20 protein-coding genes and 1 tRNA gene are annotated in these 19,721 nt (G+C 51.2%); 10 read left to right on the top strand and 11 right to left on the bottom strand.

What is annotated here, in order from left to right; all coding sequences use genetic code 11:
- Positions 1-214: 214 nt before the first annotated feature.
- Positions 215-736, top strand: a complete 522-nt coding sequence (locus VB741_RS09495; RefSeq protein WP_323364927.1) for a GNAT family N-acetyltransferase — start codon at positions 215-217, stop codon at positions 734-736.
- On the opposite strand, the gene VB741_RS09490 is transcribed toward VB741_RS09495, so the two are convergent.
- A complete protein-coding gene (locus VB741_RS09490) occupies positions 737-1,159 on the bottom strand; it encodes a DUF4332 domain-containing protein (protein ID WP_323364926.1) in 423 nt (140 codons plus the stop codon). It abuts the gene before it with no gap.
- 107 nt (positions 1,160-1,266) lie between these two features.
- On the opposite strand from VB741_RS09490, the gene VB741_RS09485 reads away from it, so the two are divergent.
- Both VB741_RS09485 and VB741_RS09480 read left to right on the top strand, forming a co-directional pair.
- A tRNA-Pro gene (locus tag VB741_RS09485) sits at positions 1,267-1,340 on the top strand.
- A 241-nt stretch (positions 1,341-1,581) separates the two neighbouring features.
- Positions 1,582-2,316, top strand: a complete 735-nt coding sequence (locus VB741_RS09480; RefSeq protein WP_323364925.1) for a Tic22 family protein — start codon at positions 1,582-1,584, stop codon at positions 2,314-2,316.
- Here the strand turns inward: VB741_RS09480 and coaBC are convergent.
- From coaBC to VB741_RS09460, 4 genes are all read right to left on the bottom strand, one after another.
- A complete protein-coding gene (gene coaBC, locus VB741_RS09475; protein ID WP_323364924.1) occupies positions 2,295-3,542 on the bottom strand; it encodes a bifunctional phosphopantothenoylcysteine decarboxylase/phosphopantothenate--cysteine ligase CoaBC in 1,248 nt (415 codons plus the stop codon). The two genes, VB741_RS09480 and coaBC, sit on opposite strands and share 22 nt — an antisense overlap.
- A complete protein-coding gene (isiD, locus tag VB741_RS09470; RefSeq protein ID WP_323364923.1) occupies positions 3,542-3,760 on the bottom strand; it encodes a protein IsiD in 219 nt (72 codons plus the stop codon). Before isiD ends, coaBC begins: the two co-directional genes overlap by 1 nt.
- A 79-nt stretch (positions 3,761-3,839) precedes the next feature.
- Complete coding sequence (locus VB741_RS09465) at positions 3,840-4,478, bottom strand: alpha/beta hydrolase (RefSeq protein WP_323364922.1); 639 nt, start codon at positions 4,476-4,478, stop codon at positions 3,840-3,842.
- A 229-nt stretch (positions 4,479-4,707) separates the two neighbouring features.
- On the bottom strand, positions 4,708-5,496 hold the full coding sequence (locus tag VB741_RS09460) for a PEP-CTERM sorting domain-containing protein (RefSeq protein ID WP_323364921.1): 789 nt from the start codon (positions 5,494-5,496) through the stop codon (positions 4,708-4,710).
- Positions 5,497-6,098: 602 nt separating this feature from the next.
- Here VB741_RS09460 and VB741_RS09455 point away from each other — a divergent pair.
- Complete coding sequence (locus tag VB741_RS09455) at positions 6,099-7,595, top strand: hypothetical protein (RefSeq protein WP_323364920.1); 1,497 nt, start codon at positions 6,099-6,101, stop codon at positions 7,593-7,595.
- Between the two features lie 154 nt (positions 7,596-7,749).
- A complete protein-coding gene (purH, locus tag VB741_RS09450; protein ID WP_323364919.1) occupies positions 7,750-9,294 on the top strand; it encodes a bifunctional phosphoribosylaminoimidazolecarboxamide formyltransferase/IMP cyclohydrolase in 1,545 nt (514 codons plus the stop codon).
- Positions 9,295-9,312: 18 nt separating this feature from the next.
- Here the strand turns inward: purH and VB741_RS09445 are convergent, their stop codons facing one another.
- The 3 genes from VB741_RS09445 to VB741_RS09435 form a co-directional block, all read right to left on the bottom strand.
- Positions 9,313-9,795 carry a DUF2996 domain-containing protein gene (locus VB741_RS09445; RefSeq protein ID WP_323364918.1) on the bottom strand — a complete coding sequence of 161 codons (483 nt, stop codon included), beginning with the start codon at positions 9,793-9,795 and terminating at the stop codon, positions 9,313-9,315.
- A gap of 334 nt (positions 9,796-10,129) precedes the next feature.
- The gene (gene gmd / locus VB741_RS09440; RefSeq protein ID WP_323364917.1) at positions 10,130-11,197 is read right to left on the bottom strand and encodes a GDP-mannose 4,6-dehydratase; all 1,068 of its coding nucleotides are present in this window, start codon (positions 11,195-11,197) and stop codon (positions 10,130-10,132) included.
- 393 nt (positions 11,198-11,590) lie between these two features.
- Positions 11,591-11,875, bottom strand: a complete 285-nt coding sequence (locus VB741_RS09435; protein ID WP_323364916.1) for a hypothetical protein — start codon at positions 11,873-11,875, stop codon at positions 11,591-11,593.
- A 33-nt stretch (positions 11,876-11,908) separates the two neighbouring features.
- Between VB741_RS09435 and VB741_RS09430 the strand changes: the two genes are divergently transcribed.
- Positions 11,909-12,487: a DUF924 family protein gene (locus VB741_RS09430; protein WP_323364915.1), complete on the top strand. Its 579-nt coding sequence runs from the start codon at positions 11,909-11,911 to the stop codon at positions 12,485-12,487.
- 46 nt (positions 12,488-12,533) lie between these two features.
- Here the strand turns inward: VB741_RS09430 and queF are convergent, their stop codons facing one another.
- Positions 12,534-12,947, bottom strand: coding sequence for a preQ(1) synthase (gene queF / locus VB741_RS09425; RefSeq protein ID WP_323364914.1), 414 nt, complete (start codon positions 12,945-12,947; stop codon positions 12,534-12,536).
- Between the two features lie 495 nt (positions 12,948-13,442).
- On the opposite strand from queF, the gene VB741_RS09420 reads away from it, so the two are divergent.
- The 3 genes from VB741_RS09420 (at position 13,443) to VB741_RS09410 (ending at position 15,872) form a co-directional block, all read left to right on the top strand.
- The gene (locus VB741_RS09420; RefSeq protein WP_323364913.1) at positions 13,443-13,925 is read left to right on the top strand and encodes a hypothetical protein; all 483 of its coding nucleotides are present in this window, start codon (positions 13,443-13,445) and stop codon (positions 13,923-13,925) included.
- Positions 13,926-14,217: 292 nt separating this feature from the next.
- On the top strand, positions 14,218-14,556 hold the full coding sequence (locus VB741_RS09415) for a P-II family nitrogen regulator (protein ID WP_323364912.1): 339 nt from the start codon (positions 14,218-14,220) through the stop codon (positions 14,554-14,556).
- Positions 14,556-15,872 carry a bifunctional folylpolyglutamate synthase/dihydrofolate synthase gene (locus VB741_RS09410; protein WP_323364911.1) on the top strand — a complete coding sequence of 439 codons (1,317 nt, stop codon included), beginning with the start codon at positions 14,556-14,558 and terminating at the stop codon, positions 15,870-15,872. Before VB741_RS09415 ends, VB741_RS09410 begins: the two co-directional genes overlap by 1 nt.
- Positions 15,873-15,927: 55 nt before the next feature.
- Here VB741_RS09410 and VB741_RS09405 read toward each other — a convergent pair whose 3' ends face one another.
- Together VB741_RS09405 and purT are read right to left on the bottom strand one after the other, a co-directional pair.
- The gene (locus VB741_RS09405; protein WP_323364910.1) at positions 15,928-17,220 is read right to left on the bottom strand and encodes an ABC transporter substrate-binding protein; all 1,293 of its coding nucleotides are present in this window, start codon (positions 17,218-17,220) and stop codon (positions 15,928-15,930) included.
- A 126-nt stretch (positions 17,221-17,346) separates the two neighbouring features.
- Entirely contained in the window at positions 17,347-18,588 is a 1,242-nt protein-coding gene (gene purT, locus VB741_RS09400; protein ID WP_323364909.1) for a formate-dependent phosphoribosylglycinamide formyltransferase, read from the bottom strand.
- A 669-nt stretch (positions 18,589-19,257) separates the two neighbouring features.
- Here purT and pilM point away from each other — a divergent pair.
- Complete coding sequence (gene pilM / locus VB741_RS09395) at positions 19,258-19,698, top strand: pilus assembly protein PilM (RefSeq protein WP_323364908.1); 441 nt, start codon at positions 19,258-19,260, stop codon at positions 19,696-19,698.
- Positions 19,699-19,721 lie beyond the last annotated feature (23 nt).

Genomic DNA, 19,721 nt, shown 5'->3' with positions numbered 1-19,721 from the left:
CCTTCGGGAATTAGCCAATTTCATAACCAGCATCCTCTATTCCCTCTGGGAAGGCTATGCTAACGACTCTGCTCAGGGGACGCTAGCTATTTTTTATGCACTTTTGATTGGGAATCAATTTGATTCTCAATCAATGTTTTTACCCTCCTAGGAAAGGATAGACCTATACTGCTAGAGTTAAGACAGAGTTTATCTTTCCAACCGTTTTGTATGCATGGGTTTCTGGAAAAGCTTATTTAGTCCCACCGATGCTTCATCAGTGCCCACGCAAGCTGTTTCTGATGATTATGCGATAAACGCGCCAGGTTCTGACCAAACAGCTCGTATTACCTTCAGTACAGATCGAAATATTGATCTTTATGAGCTGGAGGAGCTTTGTGACGCCGTGGGTTGGTCGCGTCGTCCCCTACGCAAGGTCAAAAAGGCTATTCAGCATAGCTTTTTGGTTGTGACCATGTGGGAGCAACAAGGGGCCCGCAAACGGTTGATTGGATTCGCACGCGCCACGTCAGATCATGCTTTTAATGCCACTATTTGGGATGTCGTGGTGCATCCCAGTTTTCAGGGGCAAGGCTTGGGGAAAGCCTTGATGGCACAGCTAATCAAGAAGCTTCGTAGCGAGGACATTAGTAACGTCACCCTGTTTGCCGATCCCCATGTTGTTAACTTTTACAAAAACTTAGGCTTTATGCCTGACCCTGAAGGGATCAAAGGCATGTTTTGGTATCCGGAATAGCTATTTACATAGCTGTTTGGCTTCGGCAATCCACTGGGATACTTGGGTGGTGTCAGGAGTGAGGTCGGCTCTTTGCATCAGTTTTATTTGTAAGCGTTGGAGTCGCTGATGGAGCTGGGCAACGGGTAAAAGGGACAGCTGTTGGGGGGAACTGATGCCGGCATGGAGCAGGAGGCCACAGTATTCACAGCCTACGCTGGGAATACAAGCGAGTTTGGCTAGGGCTGTCCATTTATTGATGTGTTTAATATGGGATTTGAGTCTTTGGGCTAGTTGCAGACGAGCGGGCTGGCTGCGGGTAACTTTGAGCAAATCAATTGTGGTGGAAATATTGAGGGCCTTCAGCTGCTGCTGCTGCTGGTCAGAAATGCCGGGTAGCTGATCAATCGCCCAATTGCGCAACTTAAAGGTGGGTGGTGGCATGGTTCATGGGGTTATCGCCCTGGGGAGCAAACGGGGTATAGTTGTGTTAGATTGTTGACCTGCTACACTGAAGCTTCTTTAGGGAAGCTGACTCAGGTTCTTTGAAACGGGATGTAGCGCAGCTTGGTAGCGCGCCTGCTTTGGGAGCAGGATGTCGCAGGTTCGAATCCTGTCATCCCGATTATAGGTTTATGTATGATGAGTATCTGCTAGTTCTTATCGAGTTGGTAATACTGGTGGTCTGGGTACGGATCTGTTTTGGTCCGGTTTGGCGTCCGGAACTTTTGATAGGTGGTTGCTGGCATCAAGGGGGGCAGTTAGTGGCCAGTTTTGGAAATGTCTCTATGTGATTTTAGGGATGGCTCCTTATGTTACAAACTTATGTTAGGAATTTATAAATTTTAATCTGCTAAGGAGAAGGTATGAAAGCATTCAAAGCACTTTTGGGTTTCTGCGGTGGTTGCTTACTTGCTGCCGGGCTCCCTATGCAAAACGCGATCGCAATCTCTGAGGAAGATTTATTAGAGAAATTTGGCCAAGTATCGGTTTTTGTTCTATCCGATGGTGCGGGCGGTTATGTCACAACCCGGGCTGACCTTCCCAACGATGGACTCGGGGATATAGATTTGCTACAGGTGTTCTTTAATGAGGACGATGCGAAAAAACTGGGTGAGCAAGTCCGTCAAGCTAACGCCGACTTTAGAGAAAATGGTGTTGTAGGCATTGCCAGCCTAGCGACGATACATCTTTCTGCTGCAGAGCAAAGGGATAATCCGCTCAAGGTTGTTTTTGTGCCGCAGGAAGAGGACTTGGAAGCAGCTCAGGCATTGGACCCTGCTTTTTTGGAAGGGGCGAATAATGCGGCGTCTATTGTGCCCCTGTTTGGTATTCAGAATGGCGATGGGGATTTTATTGGCTTATCCTTTGGTGACTCAGATGAGCAAATTATTGGCATGTTTTTCTCCAGTAGTGATGCCATGGACGTCTTGGCGGCTGTCAATGAAGCGCAACCCGGATTGCAGGCTCAGTTAGGAGTAGTTTCATTGGGAAACTTTACTCAGCTAATGCTCAACAGCGATGACGAAGTATTTGAGCGGGTGATGTTTCTGCAAAGTGAAGATGTTGTCAACAGTAATCAAAGTTTGGTTGATGAATAGTCTTTGGGGCTGAGTAAAGCGTCATAGATTTGATGGGCCATGGATAGTTTGCTGCCTTTTAAGAGTGGGATTTGTCGCCCTTGTTGGTCCAAAAAAAGGCCATGGTTGAGATCGCTACCAAATCCACTTTCGGGCTGATCCACCGGATTGGCCACAATGGCATTCAGTCCTTTGCGCTTAAGTTTGCCTAGGGCTGGTGCGACCATATCCCCCGTCTGAGCCGCAAACCCCACCAGGGTTTGGTCGGCTCTTTTGTTAGCGGATAGTTTGGCGGCAATATCTGTAACGGTCTCTAGGGGCAGCGGATTGGGTAAATCGGCCTTGGCCAGTTTGCCAGTGACCTGGACTTTGGGTCGTAGATCGGCCACCGCCGCCGCCATGATGATCCAGTCTGCGGTGTAGAGCTGGGCCATCATGGTAGATTCCAGCTCAGCCGCACTAACCACGGCGGTCGTTTGCGCAGTATCAGGAATGCTTTGGCGTAGATGGCTGTCCATGGGGCCATGGACTAGGGATACCTGAGCCCCACGATGCACAGCTGCTGTCGCTAGAGCAATGCCCATGCGTCCGGTGGATGGGTTGCCGATGTAGCGTACGGCGTCGATGTATTCTTGGGTGCTGCCGGTGCTGATGAGGATGTGTTTGCCCCGGAGGTCTTGGCGACCTTGGGTGTGTTGGAGAGAGGCTAGGGCGGAGAGGATCGTGTGGGGTTCGGCCATGCGTCCAGTGCCGATGCGATCGCACGCCAGTCGACCAGCCCCTGGACCCACCGCATGGTAGCGCCCATCGGCCAAAATCTGCTGCCAGTTGCGCTGGACAGACGGCTGCAACCACATATCCGTATTCATCGCCGGTGCCAGCAGCACTGGGCAGTTAGACGCCAAAATAGTATTGGTCAACAGGTTATCCCCTAACCCATGGGCCAACTTTCCCAAGGTATTGGCCGTTAAAGGCGCAATTAAAAAAATATCTGCCCACTCAGCAAGCTCAATATGTAGCGGACGAGCTTGAGTCGCAGACCAAAAATTACCATCGGTGTAAGCGGCATGGCGGGCCAGGGTGGCAAAGGTTAACGCCGAGACAAACGCTTCAGCCGACGGTGTCAAAATGACCCGTACATCGCTCCCTGCTTTTGCCAGGGTAGACACCACCTCACAAACCTTATAGGCTGCAATACCGCCACTAATGCCGACAAGAATCTTGGCGGCTTGCAACGTATCTGCCATTAAGCTTCGTCAAAGGCTTCCATATCCAACAGGTGTAAATACGATTCCACTAACTCTGGACGCTGAAAAGCTACCGATCGCAGTCGATGCCAATCCTGTAGTCCTTCAAAGGCTGTGTCGTATTCGTCTTGCTCTAAACGATTTGCCAGCTGATCCACCTCTTCCTGAGTGAGCTCAGCAATGGGTTTTTCAGAAACTGGGCTTGTGCTTACAACCATGGTGCTAGCTCCTTTGGGCTGGCGCTATCCAATAGTGTATTCCTTGTTGCATCGACTGTCCCGGAGTACACCAGAATTGTTACACCTGGTTTTCACAAAACTTTCTGGCCGCATCTAGTACCTGTAGGCTGATCTCATGGCCCATGGTGAATTCGTGATAGTCAACAGGCACTGACAATTGCTCTAGGTCAGCCTTGTTTTGGTGGGCTTGACGGATAGGAACTACAGGATCCTGAATGCCATGGATTAGCAGAATGGGGCGAGGGCTGGTGGGTCTAACAATGGGACCGTGGCTATAGCCACTGAGGATCATCATGCCAGCTACGGGCAGCTGCATACCCACATCTAGGGCCATGGCCCCCCCTTGGGAAAAGCCCCCCAGAATTGTCTTTTCTAAGGGAATGCCGGTTTTACTAGGTAGGGCCGTGAGCCAGTCCATTAGGAGCTGACAGCTTTGCTGCAAGTCCGCTTGATGGGTGAAGGGTTGATCAAAATCAAAAATATCCGGCAAGGCATACCACATGCGGCCACCAGGAGCCGCCATCCCCCCGGCCAGCTGATGGGCATGGGGTGCATCGGGGAACACCATTTGGTAGTTGGCCAACTGCATGTAGGGGGCAATGCCTGCCACATCCTGGGCGTTGGCTCCCCAACCGTGGAGGAGGATTAATAGACGATTGGCAGTGGAGTCACCGGTGGACAGAGCACGAAGTGACATAGGCAGCAGGTTTAATCGGGCAGGTCGCTACGGATTCTATAGCTTTTTGCCCATAGTTCACAACATAGGTGTTCGCTGAAAGCTAGAGACAACAAAAGCTATGGGGATTACATAGCGCCGCCAAATCAGTCACCCCAGAAAGAAAAGGGGCCACTGATTTGAATCAGTCACCCCTCACCCATGAATCAACATACAAAAGACATCGGAATTAGCAACACACCAGCATGATTTAGCAAGTGGGATTCATGGGCAAAGCGAATTCCGAATTTTGATCATGCTTCCGTTTGCCGAGCATGATTAGGCCGCCAGCGAATAAACCAAGACCCAGTAACCCAGTCGGTTCAGGCACTGATTCTGCCTCTGGCGTGGGTTCAGGCTTGGGGATTCCGCCAACGATGCTACCGCCGAGTAACTTATCACTGCCGGCACCCGCATTAACGACCTGAAAACGGGATGCAATGTCTAATTCCCCGGACGCAAACGCAGCTGCAAATCGAGCTTCGAAGTCTACTGCCGATTCACCATTGAGGCCGGAATACACCAGGAATACATCATCGGTGAAGCCCTGATCTAGAGCTCCATTGGGATTACCACCTTCAAAACTATTGTTATCGGCAAGGGCAAAATCAAAATTACCAACCGTGTTGCTAAAAGGTGTGAAGCTAACGTTGGTTAGTAGTGTGTCCAATTGATTACCGAGATTGCTAGATACCAGATTGAACCCTTCAAACATATCAAAAGCAATGCCGGTCAGTTTAGACGTTTTTGCACCAGACCCAAAAGTGTCCTCTCCAGTCGTATTTTTGATTTTTAGATCAATCCGGAGTTGGTTACTGCCTAGATCCTGAAATTTAAAGTCAATAGTAGCTGCAGCACCTGTGGCTAGATCATTGGAAGATTGACTGTCTTTCCCAAATTGGTATGTAAAGGCACTGGCCGGGAACGTAGTCGCTAAGACGCTGCTAATCCCTATCCCCAAAGCCAATGAAACTTTCGACAGCATAGACTGTGTGCGCATGATTCCTATTTCCTAGGTGTATTGTCAGGTCGAGAAACCTATCGTGTTAGCTAGCGTTCCCCTCTCCTAGTTCAAGGTATCTATTTATACGAGCACATGGCATCCTAATTGCTGAAGCTTTAAGATAGCTTTTTCTCCTGCTGTAAGCCTTTTATAGAAGGTTTAGACTGTTTTGAATAACAAGTATAAATACGTATTAATTTATTGAAAAATCATTCTTTTAAGATTATTTATTGCTAAAAATACGGAGCCTTTTTGGCAAACAGACGCATGCCCCATAGTGTTGTCTATGGGTGCAACATTGGTCATAACTAGAACCGTTGGATAACAACAGCAATAGAAATTATCAGGCAAGTTTCTGTGGGGGGCTTGAAGAGTGATGTGGGTGACGTCTAATGTACGCACATTACCCCATCTCACCTTATAAGTGGCTGCTGCTGTTTGATACTGCAACCACATAAATTTCATCAATACTGCACACAGTCGTAAAGTCCGCTGTATTTGAAGCTATGGATGCCCTCTGGGAGTCCCATGGACTGCCAAATTTTATTACTAAATCCATGCAGTATTCCTTGTTTAGAAATGTGTGCCTAAAAACTGCCGTGCCAGTTGTACTAGCCTCTCTTGCTTTGCAAGCTCAACAATCGCCAGCCCGTGGAAATGTATTGTCTGAGACGCCATCGACAGTATCTTCAACCCAGCTGAGTCAGGCCCAAGGCTGGAATTCCGTATTGCATGTGGCCCGTTTGGTGGAAAGCAGTCAGCGGAGTACGAATCTGGTACTGCAGTTGGAGGTTTTAAATAAGCCCCAGACCACCTATGCCAATGCGGTATACCAGGTGTTTGCTAGAACACGCGGAGATAGGGAGTGGCAAGAGATTCATACCAACCGAGGCGCACGGCTAATGCCTAGTGGCGGTGGCAAGTTCGTGCTTGAGTCGGAGGTTATTTCCATTACCGCCTTGGAATCAGAAATTCGGAATGAACTGGGGGAGAATTTACGCATTGAAGATGTGGAGCTGGACTGCGTTGTCAGTATTCGCTATGACCTGGTGGGTGGTGGTCGCGATCTGCGAGAAAAGATCACCTATCAAGAAAGTTATAGCCAAATCAGCACCACCACCACGACAGAAGTTGTCCGTACCTCCACATCAAGTACTGTCACAGCCAGTCACACGTCCACTACAGAAACTGTAGTGTCTGGTCAAAGCTCCAATGGCCAAACCATTCATTCATCGAGTGGGCATGACGATGACGATGATGACGACGACGACGACGATGATGATGACGATCGCGATCGGAGTCGCCATGGCTCACACTCCCGGACAGAAGAGGTGAATCGTCGCTCGTCTCGCAGCAGTTCACAGACCCGGACCCGCCAGACCCAGACTGGTCAGAACATTTGGCAGTCGGTACTGCATGTGGCCCGCCAGACCAGCAGCAGCCAACAACGGCGTAATCTAGTCCTGCAGCTAGAGATTCTAAACAAGCCCCAAACTACCTATGCCAATGTGGTGTATCAGGTGTTTGTCAGAACCCGTGGCGGTCGCTGGCAGGAAATTTATACCAACAGTGGGGCTCGTTTAATCGAGGCTGCTAGGGGCAGATACGTTCTGACCTCGGAGGTGATTTCCATTGCCCAATTAGAGGAAGAACTGCGGGCAGAATTAGGGGATGACCTACGCCTAGAGGATGTGGAAATTAACTGTATCGCTTCAGTGCGCTACGACTTAGCTGGTGGCAGACGGGATATCCGCGAGAGCTTTTACTACTATCAGCAAAGCTATACAAGCATTGTGACCACCACCACCACCGAAATTACTCAAATAGTTGGTTCATCGATTACTACCGTGGATGAGCACTGGGATTACGGTGACCATGACGACGACGACGATGACCATGACGACGACGACGACGACGACGACGATGACGACGACGACGATGACGACGACGATGACGACGATGATGACGGTCGTCGTCGCGGTTGCAACCAAGGTATTGGCAATGGCTCTGAAGGTTGTGACCCTGGCAACTCACGCCCCCACGGTGGCAGCAATGATGAAGGTGGTCGTCAGCCTGGAAGAGGTGGACGACGTTAATGGGTGAGCCATGCTCTGGAGGCATACTGATGTGTGTCTTCAGAGCATGGCGACAATGTTACGCTGTTCTGGGATTGGGAATTTTGGAGGCGAAAAAACATGCCTCGACGTTTTAACCTAGTAAGGCTAATCACCCCAAAAACCTATAAAGCTCATGACACGCTTAGCGCTGCTTAGTGCCTCTGACAAGACAGGAATTGTCGACCTAGCCAAGGTACTCGTTTCAGACTTTGACTTCGACATCATCAGCAGCGGTGGCACCGCCCGTACCCTCACCGAAGCAGGCATACCCGTTACCAAAGTATCTGACTACACTGGCTTTCCCGAAATCCTCGGTGGCCGAGTCAAGACCCTCCAGCCTAGAATCCATGGTGGCATCCTCGCCCGCACCGACAACCTCGATGACCAAAAAGATCTGGCCGATAACGACATCCGTCCCATCGACTTGGTGGTCGTCAACCTCTATCCCTTTGAGCAAACCGTCGCTAACCCGGATACCATCCTGTCTGAAGCCATCGAAAAAATCGACATTGGTGGTCCCACCATGCTGCGGTCTGCGGCCAAAAATCACGCCTATTTGACCGTGCTCTGCGATCCGACTCAGTACGAAGGTTACCTCAATGAACTCCGGGCAAATAATGGTCAACCATCCCTAGAATTCCGCGCCAGCTGTGCTCGCCAAGTTTTCTGGCACACTGCCACCTATGACCAAGCCATTGCTACCTACCTAACCGAGCAGGCAGAGGGGGCCACCAGTGAGCGCTTTGCTTTGAGCGGTAGCCAAAAGCAGACCCTCCGCTATGGCGAAAACCCCCACCAGCCAGCCGTCTGGTACCAAACTGGCGGTCGGCCCAGCGGTTGGGCCGCCGCCGCACAACTCCAGGGCAAAGACCTGAGCTATAACAACCTGGTGGACCTCGAAGCGGCCCGTCGCATTATTGCCGAATTTCCTACGGAAAACGGTCCCGCCGCTGCCGTGCTCAAGCATACGAATCCCTGCGGTGTGGCCATTGGTGAGTCCATGGCCTCCACCTATAAACGCGCCTTTGAAGCGGATAATGTATCCGCCTTTGGTGGCATCGTTGCCCTAAACCAGGAAATCGATGGGGATACGGCTGAGGCGTTAACCCAGACATTTTTAGAATGTGTTGTGGCCCCTGGATGTGCTCCAGCTGCGCGGGAAATTCTAGGGAAAAAGAAGAACTTAAGGGTGCTGGTGCTGCCGGATCTATTGAGTGGACCCAGTCAGACTATTCGTGCGATCGCAGGTGGTTTCCTCACCCAGACGGCTGATGACTTCAAAGAAGATGTGGCCCAGTGGAAACTGGTGACGGAGCGTCAGCCGAATGCAGCAGAATTGACGGAAATGCTATTTGCCTGGCGGGTGGCCAAACACGTGAAGTCCAATGCCATTGTGGTGACCAATGCCGGCACCACGGTGGGGATTGGCGCGGGCCAGATGAACCGGGTGGGGGCGGCCAAGATTGCCCTGGAGCAGGCGGCAGAAAAGGCCTTAGGGGCAACCTTGGCCAGTGATGGGTTTTTCCCGTTTGATGACTCGGTGCGTACGGCGGCAGCAGCTGGGATTAAGGCGATTGTGCAGCCAGGGGGCAGTATCCGCGACCAGGAGTCGATCCAGGCGGCGGATGAGCTAGGGGTGATTATGGCGTTTACTGGGACGCGGCATTTCTTGCATTAGGCCGGTGAGGCCAAGGCTTTAATTACCCTTTAGCCACTTCTGGCCTTTAATGCGTTGAAGTACGTATAGCACCATTAAGTCAAGGGTGATGCGGCGCTCATCACCCATGAATTGCTCGATGGTGCTGGGGGTAGCCCCATTGGTGGCAAAGGAATAAATTTTAGGACCGCTAATGCTTTCTTCGAGAAAAGCAATGTTGAACTGACGGTTGCCATTGGCCCAGCGGCCAATCACCTGGGGATAGCTATCCTGATCAATACCCACGATTTTGATGGGCTGGGTTTCAAAGGAAAGTTGCAAATCGTCCAGCCCTTCTTCCTTCGCCAGGACAGTTTGGACAGCGGGCAAAAAGTGCTGCTCGATAAACTCAGCAAACGGTTTGTCTTCTAATTTGCCTTCTGCTTTGGGCGGTTTAGCTTTTTTTTCTTTTGCTGGGGCCTTAGCAGGTGCTTGATCATCGGGCTTTGCCGCAGGGGCCTTAGGAATCGACTCGTCTGCCATGCTTTTGTCTGTTTATTTGAGCTTGGAGGGTAGACCACATTCCAAACCAGGTCCTTTCCATAGTAAACCTTGTCCACGTCCAGCACTAGGGTTTTGCTGGAGGAGCCATTAAAGGTTTTAACTTGGAGGTAGTTTATTAAACCTTGGCCATAGCTAAAACGGTAGTTTTTCCGTCGGTAAAATCCAAGGTTTTAACTTGAATACTATGGGCAAAGCCCCCTGTGGAATAGACATTTCATCAGGGGGCTGAATGGGTGATTAGACTAAACCATCAGCTCAGTACTGCTAGCTAAGTCCTAGTGATTTGGCTATGACTCTGTTTGTTGTCTTAGTTCTAAGACATTACACCAGCAATGGTCTGTCGTACGGTGGCTGTATCAGACTGGGATGTACTCATGGGTTCTAACCCAATGGCTTCCAAATCAGAGTCCACCATCAGTTTGACCAAGCCTTCAAAATCGATCGACGGCTTCCAGCCCAGCTTGGCCTGGGTGTTAGTGGGATCCCCAATCAGGATATCCACCTCCGCAGGGCGCAGATAGCGGGGGTCAAACTTAACGTAGTCGTGCCAGTTCAGGTTGACATAGTTGAAGGCGATATCTAGAAACTCTTTAATGGTGTGGGTTTCACCGGTTGCTACAACATAGTCATCGGGCTGATCTTGCTGCAGCATTAGCCACATGGCCCGGACGTAGTCTTTGGCATAGCCCCAGTCCCGCTTGGAATCTAGATTGCCTAGGTATAGATCCTTCTGATGACCGGCCACAATGCGGGCAACGGCCCGGGTGATTTTGCGGGTGACAAAGGTTTCACCCCGGCGAGGGGATTCGTGGTTAAACAGGATGCCGTTGCAGGCAAACATGTTGTAGGACTCGCGATAGTTAACGGTTTGCCAATGGGCATAGACCTTGGCGCAGGCATAGGGACTGCGGGGATAGAAAGGTGTGGTTTCTCTTTGGGGAATGTCCTGGACTTTGCCATACATTTCAGACGAGCCCGCTTGGTAAAAACGGACTTCTCGATCGGTGCGCTGCTGGTAATCACGGATGGCTTCCATCAAGCGCAGGGCCCCCATGGCAACCGTATCAACGGTGTATTCTGGGGAGTCAAAGCTAACCCGCACATGGGACTGGGCACCCAGGTTGTATACTTCGTCGGGCTGTACCTGCTCTAGGATGCGGCGTAGCATGGTGCCATCGTTGAGGTCGCCGTAGTGTAGAAACAGCCGGGCATCATCGCTGTGGGGATCGACGTACATGTGGTCAATCCGGTCAGTATTAAAGGTGGAGGTCCGGCGAATAATGCCGTGGACCTCGTAGTTTTTTTCTAATAGAAGTTCTGCTAGGTAAGACCCGTCTTGGCCTGTAATCCCCGTAATTAATGCACGCTTAGTTTGCGTCATAGTGTCAGATTCCTTTTCCTTATCTATAAAAAATAAAAAGAGCCCGTAATGTAGCTCTAATTAACCCAACGTGTATCTCTAAAGCTAATGCACCACCATAGTTTATGGAGCTTCTACATTTTGCCTTTAGCCATAGAGTCGGAGCAACCTGTCAGGTAATGAAAGCTTGCTTCACGGGGATTTAGTAAGCTTAGTATGCCAGTTAGATAAGTTTATCTATGGCGTCGCCTGATCGAGCCAGGGAGTTCTAAGGGGCCTTGTTCAGCTACTAGGGTGCCCAGTCTCTATCACCATGGTTAAGAACTATTCTGGCAGGGGAAGCTTGGAGATGTATCTGGATCGAGTTTTTTTGCCTGGGGGCTGGATCGCTTTGGCCGTTGGTTAATGGAGGTTTCAGGCTCTGCGATCGCGTTCAATATCGTAAATAGCTTTTTCCCAGCACCATTGTTCTGAGCGATCTGGATTTTGCGATCGCACCCTTTCCACCAAACGACTCGCCACCGCCTGATTCCCATTCACTAACCGCATCAGTCTTTGCCGGGTGGGCCGGGGCACTCCCGATGGTCCCGTCGGCAGGGACGGAGCTGAGAAACGAATGGGTAAACGATATCCCGTCAACCAACAAAAGACCGCCACTACCAGCACAACAGCAAAAATAACTGAAAAGATGGATGACATGGTCTATGTTCTCCGCGTTATATCTAGATACCCATGAACTCAGCCCTGATCGATAGTCAGCCAATATTAGAATTTTGGTTTGGCTCACCCGCAGGCGACTATCGCCAACAATGGTTCCGTAAAGATCCCACATTCGATGCCCAGATCAAAACCCGTTTTATGGATGTTTACTGGGCCATGGTGGCATCACCCCCGGATCCGTGGCTGTCTACAGCCAAAACCAGCCTGGCGCGGATTATCGTGCTAGATCAGTTTGCCCGTAACCTGTTTCGAGAGATGCCCCAAAGTTTTGCCGCCGATCCCCAAGCTCTGACCACGGCAACCATGGCCATGGAGCGGGGGTATGACAGGGAACTCTTGCCAGTGGAGCGATTATTTCTTTATATGCCATTTGAGCATAGTGAAAACCTGGCCCACCAAAATCGTTCCGTAGCCTATTTTGAAGCATTGGCGATAGATACACCGGCCCTGGCTCATTGCCTCGACTATGCCCGGCTTCACCAGGATGTGATCGCCCAGTTTGGTCGATTCCCCCATCGTAATGAGACTTTGGGGCGGCAGAGCACCGAGGCGGAGTTAGCGTTTCTCCAGCAGCCAGGATCTCGATTTTAGCTGGGTGGAGATATTGCATGGGGTAGGGGCGTTGCATGCAACGCCCCTACGTGTTTTTTTCGTATTCAATCTCAACCGTCATGTGTACATTGCCCCTGGGTTGAAAGTCGCCTTTGATTTTGAATTTCAGCGGATCGGCCACGGCCAAAAAATCATCCATAATCTGGTTGACCGATTCTTCGTGGGAAATATAGCGATCGCGATAGCCATTGATATAGAGTTTGATCGCTTTTAGCTCCACCACCGTTTCATTGGGGGTATAGGTAATGTAAATGGTGGCAAAGTCGGGATAGCCAGAAAATGGACACTTACAGGTAAACTCCGGCAGGGTGATATTGACGTCATACTGGCGGCCAGGGCGGGGGTTAGGAAAGGTAATGAGGGCGTTTTCCTCAATGGCCCGCTCGCCATATTTAATTGCCTCGACAGGAGCATTGGGGGGAAGGGGGGTATCAGTCATAGTGGGAAGCTCTAAAAATGTTGATGAAACTAAATGGATGATTTTGGCAGAAACAGGTTACAACTAAGCTGGCAATTGGCAAATTCCTACCAGGACAGCCAATTTACCAAAAAGCAGGCGTGCCCCACCGCAATCGATCCCATCGAGCAGTAGATTGCTCCATCAACCCTGGTACCACTCAACAACGGTCAGGTTGAAACCCGTAGTTTCTCCCACGGCAAACCAACCGTTTTGGACTTGGATAGGGGTTATTCAAAGAACTTAGGGTAACTACTTGACGAATGACGTTGACGTTGCTCTAATTTGAACGTCCCGAACGGGCAGTTTCTCGCCTGTTCCCTGACTAGCCGCTGATCCTCTTAGGAAAACAGCCTAGGGCGGCTGACTTAGTATTTTTATTCAAGATTTTTGGAACTGCTTATGAATCCTTCCCACAATTCTGGCCCAGGGAGAAATCCAATCAGGTCAGATTCCAGCTATTCACCCTCGGTGCCCGTGTCGGTATACCGCGAACTGGCCGCCGAACTGCAGGCCACTAAGGCCATGGTGGATTCATTGAGCACGCAAAATACCCACCTCAACAATCAAAACCATCTGCTACGTCAGAACATTCACCAGATGGTGCAGTTGGCTCTGCAGCTGGGGCACCATGCCGGTGTGGCCCACCCAGCGGAATCCGAGATGACCTATTCCACCCCGCCCATGGAACTCCATTCCCAGTCATCGCGACCCGCTGTTCAACCGAGCCCATTCCTTGCAGAAGAACCCCTGCCTAGAGGCCCCGAGCGGCCAAGAGTTAAGCCGGGACTTTCTAAGGTCTTTACCGAACAAACTGGGGAAACTCGTCGCTATAGTCTGGAATCATCAGCCAGTGGTAGTTTGAGCACCCTGTGGTTAATTGTTTCCATTGCCGTGATCATTCTGACGGCATTTGGCGCTGGCTTTTTGATCATGCGGCCCTTGATCGGCGATCGTTAGCCTAATCCCTGGCAGCGACCCATCATCGTCCCTATAACTCCCCCTTAAGTGTCCGCTTAGTATGGATTGAGCCAAATCATAGCTATACCTTGGGCCTGGCTTAAAATCCTCAAAATCTTGAGGGTTAGAAAGTTATGCGCCGTTTTGATCAGGTTCTAATCTAGAATTAATTACGCAGTGGATGAGCCATATCGTATCGTTTGTTACTGTATGAAGTCTGCGTAACTCGCTAAACCTTTATATCGTGGCCCAAGCTTGTTAGTTGGTCCGGTGTGTGGAGCTATCAATTCGCATGAAAAAAATCGAAGCCATTATTCGCCCTTTTAAACTTGACGAGGTCAAAATTGCCTTAGTGAATGCAGGCGTTGTTGGTATGACGGTGTCTGAAGTGCGAGGGTTTGGCCGCCAGAAGGGGCAAACTGAGCGGTACCGAGGTTCGGAGTACACCGTTGAGTTTTTGCAAAAGCTGAAGGTGGAAATTGTGGTAGATGACGACCAAGTGGATGCCATTGTGGATCAAGTAATTGCAGCGGCCCGCACTGGGGAAATCGGGGACGGTAAGATTTTTGTGTCACCGGTTCATGAAGTTGTGCGTATCCGTACGGGTGAGAAAAATTCTGAAGCTGTCTAGTGCTGTTTGAACCATCGGTCATTGACGATTTTTTATCGGGCTATGGACGATTTGGGGTCAACCTGGGGTTAGAGCGGATTCAACGTCTGCTAGCTCGTTTGGGTAATCCCCAGGAGCAGGTGCCGATTGTTCATGTGGCTGGAACTAATGGCAAGGGTTCTGTCTGTGCCTATTTGGCATCGGTGTTGTCCGTCGCTGGTTATCGGGTTGGTCGCTATACGTCGCCCCACCTGTTGAACTGGAATGAGCGCATTTGCATTAATCAAACGCCCATTACGGATGCTGATTTATGGCAGCATTTAAAGGCTGTGGCGGCAGCGACTGAGACCGAACAGACCAGTCCCCATGCCGATGGGGACCCAACCCCCACCCAGTTTGAAGTGTTTACGGCGGCGGCTTGGTCCTACTTTGCGGCCCAAGCGGTAGATATTGCCATCGTTGAGGTGGGTCTGGGGGGACGGTTGGATGCCACCAATGTCTGCCCTGTCCCCTTGGTGACGGCCATTGTCTCCCTGAGTCGGGAGCACTGGCAGAGCCTAGGACCCACCCTGACGGACATTGCTCGGGAGAAGGCTGGTATCCTCAAACCTGGGCGTCCTGTGGTGATAGGCCCCCTACCAGAGGATGCTGACGGGGTTGTACGGCAGCGGGCCGCCCAGCTAGGCTGTGGGCTCTATGACGTTACTCCTGCGGCGACGACGGAGTCGGGGCAATGGCGCAGTGGCCTGGATGATGACTTGATTGACTATGGGTCTGGGCTGTTGGGGGACCATCAGCGGGTTAATAGTGGGGTTGCGATCGCAATCCTCCAACTCCTACAGCGCCAAGGTTGGACCATCCCCACCGCCGCCATTCAACAGGGGATGGCCACCACCCAGTGGCCGGGACGTTTGCAGTGGCTCACCTGGCAAGGACAACAGATTTTGATCGACGGGGCCCACAACACTGCCGCCGCCCAAATGCTGCGCTGCTACGTCGATTCGTTACCCCAGCCCGTGACTTGGCTCATGGGAATGTTGGCCACCAAAGATCACAAGGATATTTTTACAGCCCTGCTACGCCCAGGGGACACCCTGCATCTGGTGCCGGTGCCAGGGCACCAATCGGCTGATACCTCTGAGTTGACTCAATTAGCCCAGATGGTGTGTGCAGATTTAAACGCATGTTATCGCCATGAAACCCTCGAGCAAGCGCTCATGGCCATGGGCGACGCAAAAAATGATGCCCCTCATGCCACCAAGGTGCTGTGCGGCTCCCTGTATCTAGTGGGAGAATTTTTGGCTCAAGGAAATGTCTCTTGTACTACGGAGCATTAGTCTTCCAGGTATTTTCTGTTCCCTAGAATTCTCGTGTCCCTAAAGGTGATTGCCATCATCGGTTATCCCACTCATCCGCCGCATCCGCCACGGCCTGATCCACGGTTTTATCCCCTAGCATGGCAGCCTGCAAATTGTCATAAACAATTTTTTGGAGCTTTTTCACATCCTCTAGGGCTGGAATCAGCACCTCCGCATCCCCTAGCTGACTGGCGCTCACCGCCCGAGCCACTTCGATCGGGGTGGCGTCAGCGCCGGGTTCCGCTAGGCTGCTGGTGGACGCTGCTGCGGTGGATGGCAGCACATTGGCAGCCTGGGCAAAGGATATCTGGTTGTCATTGTTGGTGACATACAGGGCAAACTTCACGGCGGCGTCTGGCACATCGGTCGAGCGAGGCACCACCAGGTTCATGGCCGCCACATTTTTCTTGCCCGTATCACCGGTAATTTGAGGCGCCGTGCCGGTGGCCGCTGCAATATCGGGGGCATTGTTGGCAATATTATCCAGGGATTCGGCCCCAGAGGATAACAAAACAATTTCCCCTGACTGGTATAGCTCAGTGGCACGGCGGTGACCCTGGGTCAGCACCTCACGGGGCAACAAATCCTGCTGATAGAGATCGGTCCAATATTGAAATACCGCTTTACCCTCAGGGGTATTAAAGGCGGCGTTGCCTGCATCATCCACTAGGGGCACACCCATTTGAATGAAAGACTGCAGAACATCGGCGGCGTCTTCGGGAACAAAGCTAATGAAAAAAGCGTATTTGCCGGTTTTTTCTTTGATCTGTTTCGCAGCCTCGGCCAGCTCTCCATAGGTGCTGGGGGGCTCCCTGAGACCCGCCTGTTCCAACAGTTCAGTATTAAATAAGGTCACCCGTGTGGTCAGATACCAGGGAAACCCAAAGCTCTCGCCATCGAGGGTGGTGGCCTGCCAGATCTTCGGTAGATAAACCGCCTGTTCCTCAGGGCTCAGCTTATCGTCCAGGGAGAGCCAAGCATTACGACTGGCGAGCTGGGAGGCAAAGTCAGGGTTCAGATTGACCACATCGGGGGCTGTCCCGGCTGACACCGCAGTCAAAATTTTGCTTTGCATGTCGGACCAGGGAACATCCACCCAAACCACGTCCACATCTGGATTAGCCGCTTCAAACTCGGCAATCAACTGGTCAAAATAGTCGGTAAATTTTGGCTGCAGCTGCATGGTCCAAAATTCTACTTCCTGCTTGCCCGACGGTTCAGCCTGTTGGGTCGTCCCCCCCCCACAGCCTGCTGTGGCAAGGAGTATTCCGGCGGCGCTCCAGGCGGCCATGCGGGATAAAAAGTACCGACGTTGAAACAGTTTCATGATGGTTTGTACGGGTCAAAAAACATGTTTAGGAATGTGTTAGTCACTTTAGACCAAGACGGTCATCTTGGTCTTCCTCTTGGTCTAAAGTGGCAGTCGTTGGCGGAGCGTTTGCTGGGCACAAGGCTAATGCACCTGCACCTGTTCGGCGCAATCCCTTGCCCGTTGGCGAGCCTGCTCAACGGTGTCCCCCAGAGCCAAGGCCACCCCCATGCGCCGGTTCCGATGGGCACGGGGTTTGCCAAATAGCCGGAGCTTGGTGCTGGGGACTGTCAGGGCCTCTGCCACACCGGTAAACGTCGGACTATTACTGGACTCCTGGGCGAGAATGACCGCTGAAGCTCCAGGCCGAATTTGTTCAATGTCACCGATGGGTAGGCCGACAATGGCTCGGACGTGCAGTTCAAATTCCGACATGTTTTGGCTCACCATGGTGACCATGCCGGTGTCGTGGGGGCGGGGGCTGACTTCGCTGAAATAAACTGTTTGGTCGTGGCTGGGGTCTCCAGCAATGAATAACTCCACCCCAAATAGCCCCACGCCGCCCAGGGCATCGGTGATAGTTTTTGCAATCTGTTGGCATGTTTCGAGGGTGCTGGGTTTGAGGGCGCAGGGTTGCCAGGATTCGCGATAGTCGCCCTCTTCTTGCCGATGCCCAATGGGGGGACAGAAGTGGGTGGCTGCTTGGGCGTCGGCCAGCTGCGGATGGGACCGCACCGTCAGCAGAGTAATTTCGGTGTCAAATTCCACAAAGCCTTCGACAATCACCCGAGGATCTTTGCCCCGACCAGCTTCAAAGGCGTAGCTCCAGGCAGCATCGACATCGGCAGCGGTTTTCACCAGGCTTTGGCCTTTGCCGGAGGAACTCATGACAGGTTTGACGACACAGGGCAGCCCAATGGATGCGATCGCATCCCGATACTCCCCCTCCGTTGCCGCAAACCGATAGGGTGACGTGGGTAACCCCAGCTCCTCAGCCGCCAACCGCCGAATACCTTCACGGTCCATGGTCAACCGGGTGGCCATGGCCGTGGGAATAACAGTCCAGCCCTCCGCCTCTAGCTCAATCAGGGTGTCCGTTGCCAACGCTTCCACCTCCGGCACAATCAGGGTGGGCCGTTCCTGGGCCACCACCTGCTTCAGGGCATCACCATCCAACATACTCAGCACATGGGAACGGTGGGCCACCTGCATGGCTGGTGCATTGGCATAGGCATCCACCGCAATGACCTCAATTCCCAAACGCATCGCCTCCAGGGCCACCTCCCGACCCAGTTCTCCCGATCCCAACAGGAGCAGACGCTGGCTACCCCCAGAGAGGGGGGTGCCCCAGGCAACATTTACCGACTGATTTGCCACTTTTGACATGGTTATTTAATAAAAATCCAACTTTTTTTTAGAAATCGTGTGATCAATTTAGCCAATAACGTGTAATATCGCTCGTAAAAAATCAATTACATTCCGTTTAGGTATGAACAGTCTTCCAACGGTGAGGGTCACTAAAAATTGAATGCTGATGTTAAAAGCCAAGATTCGACTAAACCTTTCGAGGTAATTAACAATCTGCAATAAAAGGTGTTAAATAGGGCGTAAATGCTCCCTATGTCCTAACTTCTAGTTGCAAAGGCATTTTTTAACAGCTAATCTTTCTGCTTTAGCAAGATGGCAAAAAAATCAAATTAAAAAATGTATGTTTTGGGAGCTTTTTAGGGCAGTATTGACACCAACCTGTATATTCTTTGGCCATAGCTAGCCATTTCCGCACAAATTGTGTACGATGCGTTAGCAAAAAAAACAGACTAAACCTTTAGGCTTTGCCAGACAGAAACTTTAAACTTCGGCCTAACCGAAATCATTTGGTTTCTGTCTACCCGAAATTATTCGGCGTCTGCCTAACTCAAATTACTAGGTGTCTGCCTGATTACTGGGCTTCTACCTAACCGAAATTGTTCGGCTTCTGCTTAACTCCAAATGTTCGGCTTTTGCCTAACTCAAATTGCCTTCCATAACCGGATAACTTTCTGACCGGATAACGCTGTGAATAGTTTAAAGTCGCTATTTTCAAGAAAAGCCCCAGGTGTTGGTGTTGAACTCACGCCCGAACGCGTCAACATAGCCCGCCTGCGAAGACAAGGGCAGAAGTTAAAGTTAGAAACTCTTGCCTCTGCTGAGATTCCAGAAGGCATTTTTGAAGAGGGTCAAATTATCGATACGGCAGCCATGGCTGAGGCCATTAGGTCTGCCCTAAATGAGAGCAATTTAAGGGTAAAACGGGCCACCACGGCTGTTCCTGGTCGGGCAATTACCCGAGTCATTCCGGTGCCAGCCGAGCTAGACGATAACGAACTGCGGGAGATGGTGCTCAACCAGGAAGCTAGTGCACCGTCAAGACTAAAAATTAGGATTATTGAGAGTGTTGCGGTAAGCTTTATGCAGCGTACCGGAATCCTATGCAGAAAAAGTATATTGTCCGCCTAACCCCCGATGAGCGTCATCAGTTA

It is taken from the genome of Leptothoe sp. PORK10 BA2 (assembly GCF_034932105.1).
In the GTDB taxonomy this organism is placed as follows: Bacteria; Cyanobacteriota; Cyanobacteriia; order Phormidesmidales; family Phormidesmidaceae; genus Leptothoe.
The sequence above is the reverse complement of the archived record's forward strand: the minus strand, read 5'-3'. Positions and strand labels throughout refer to the sequence as shown.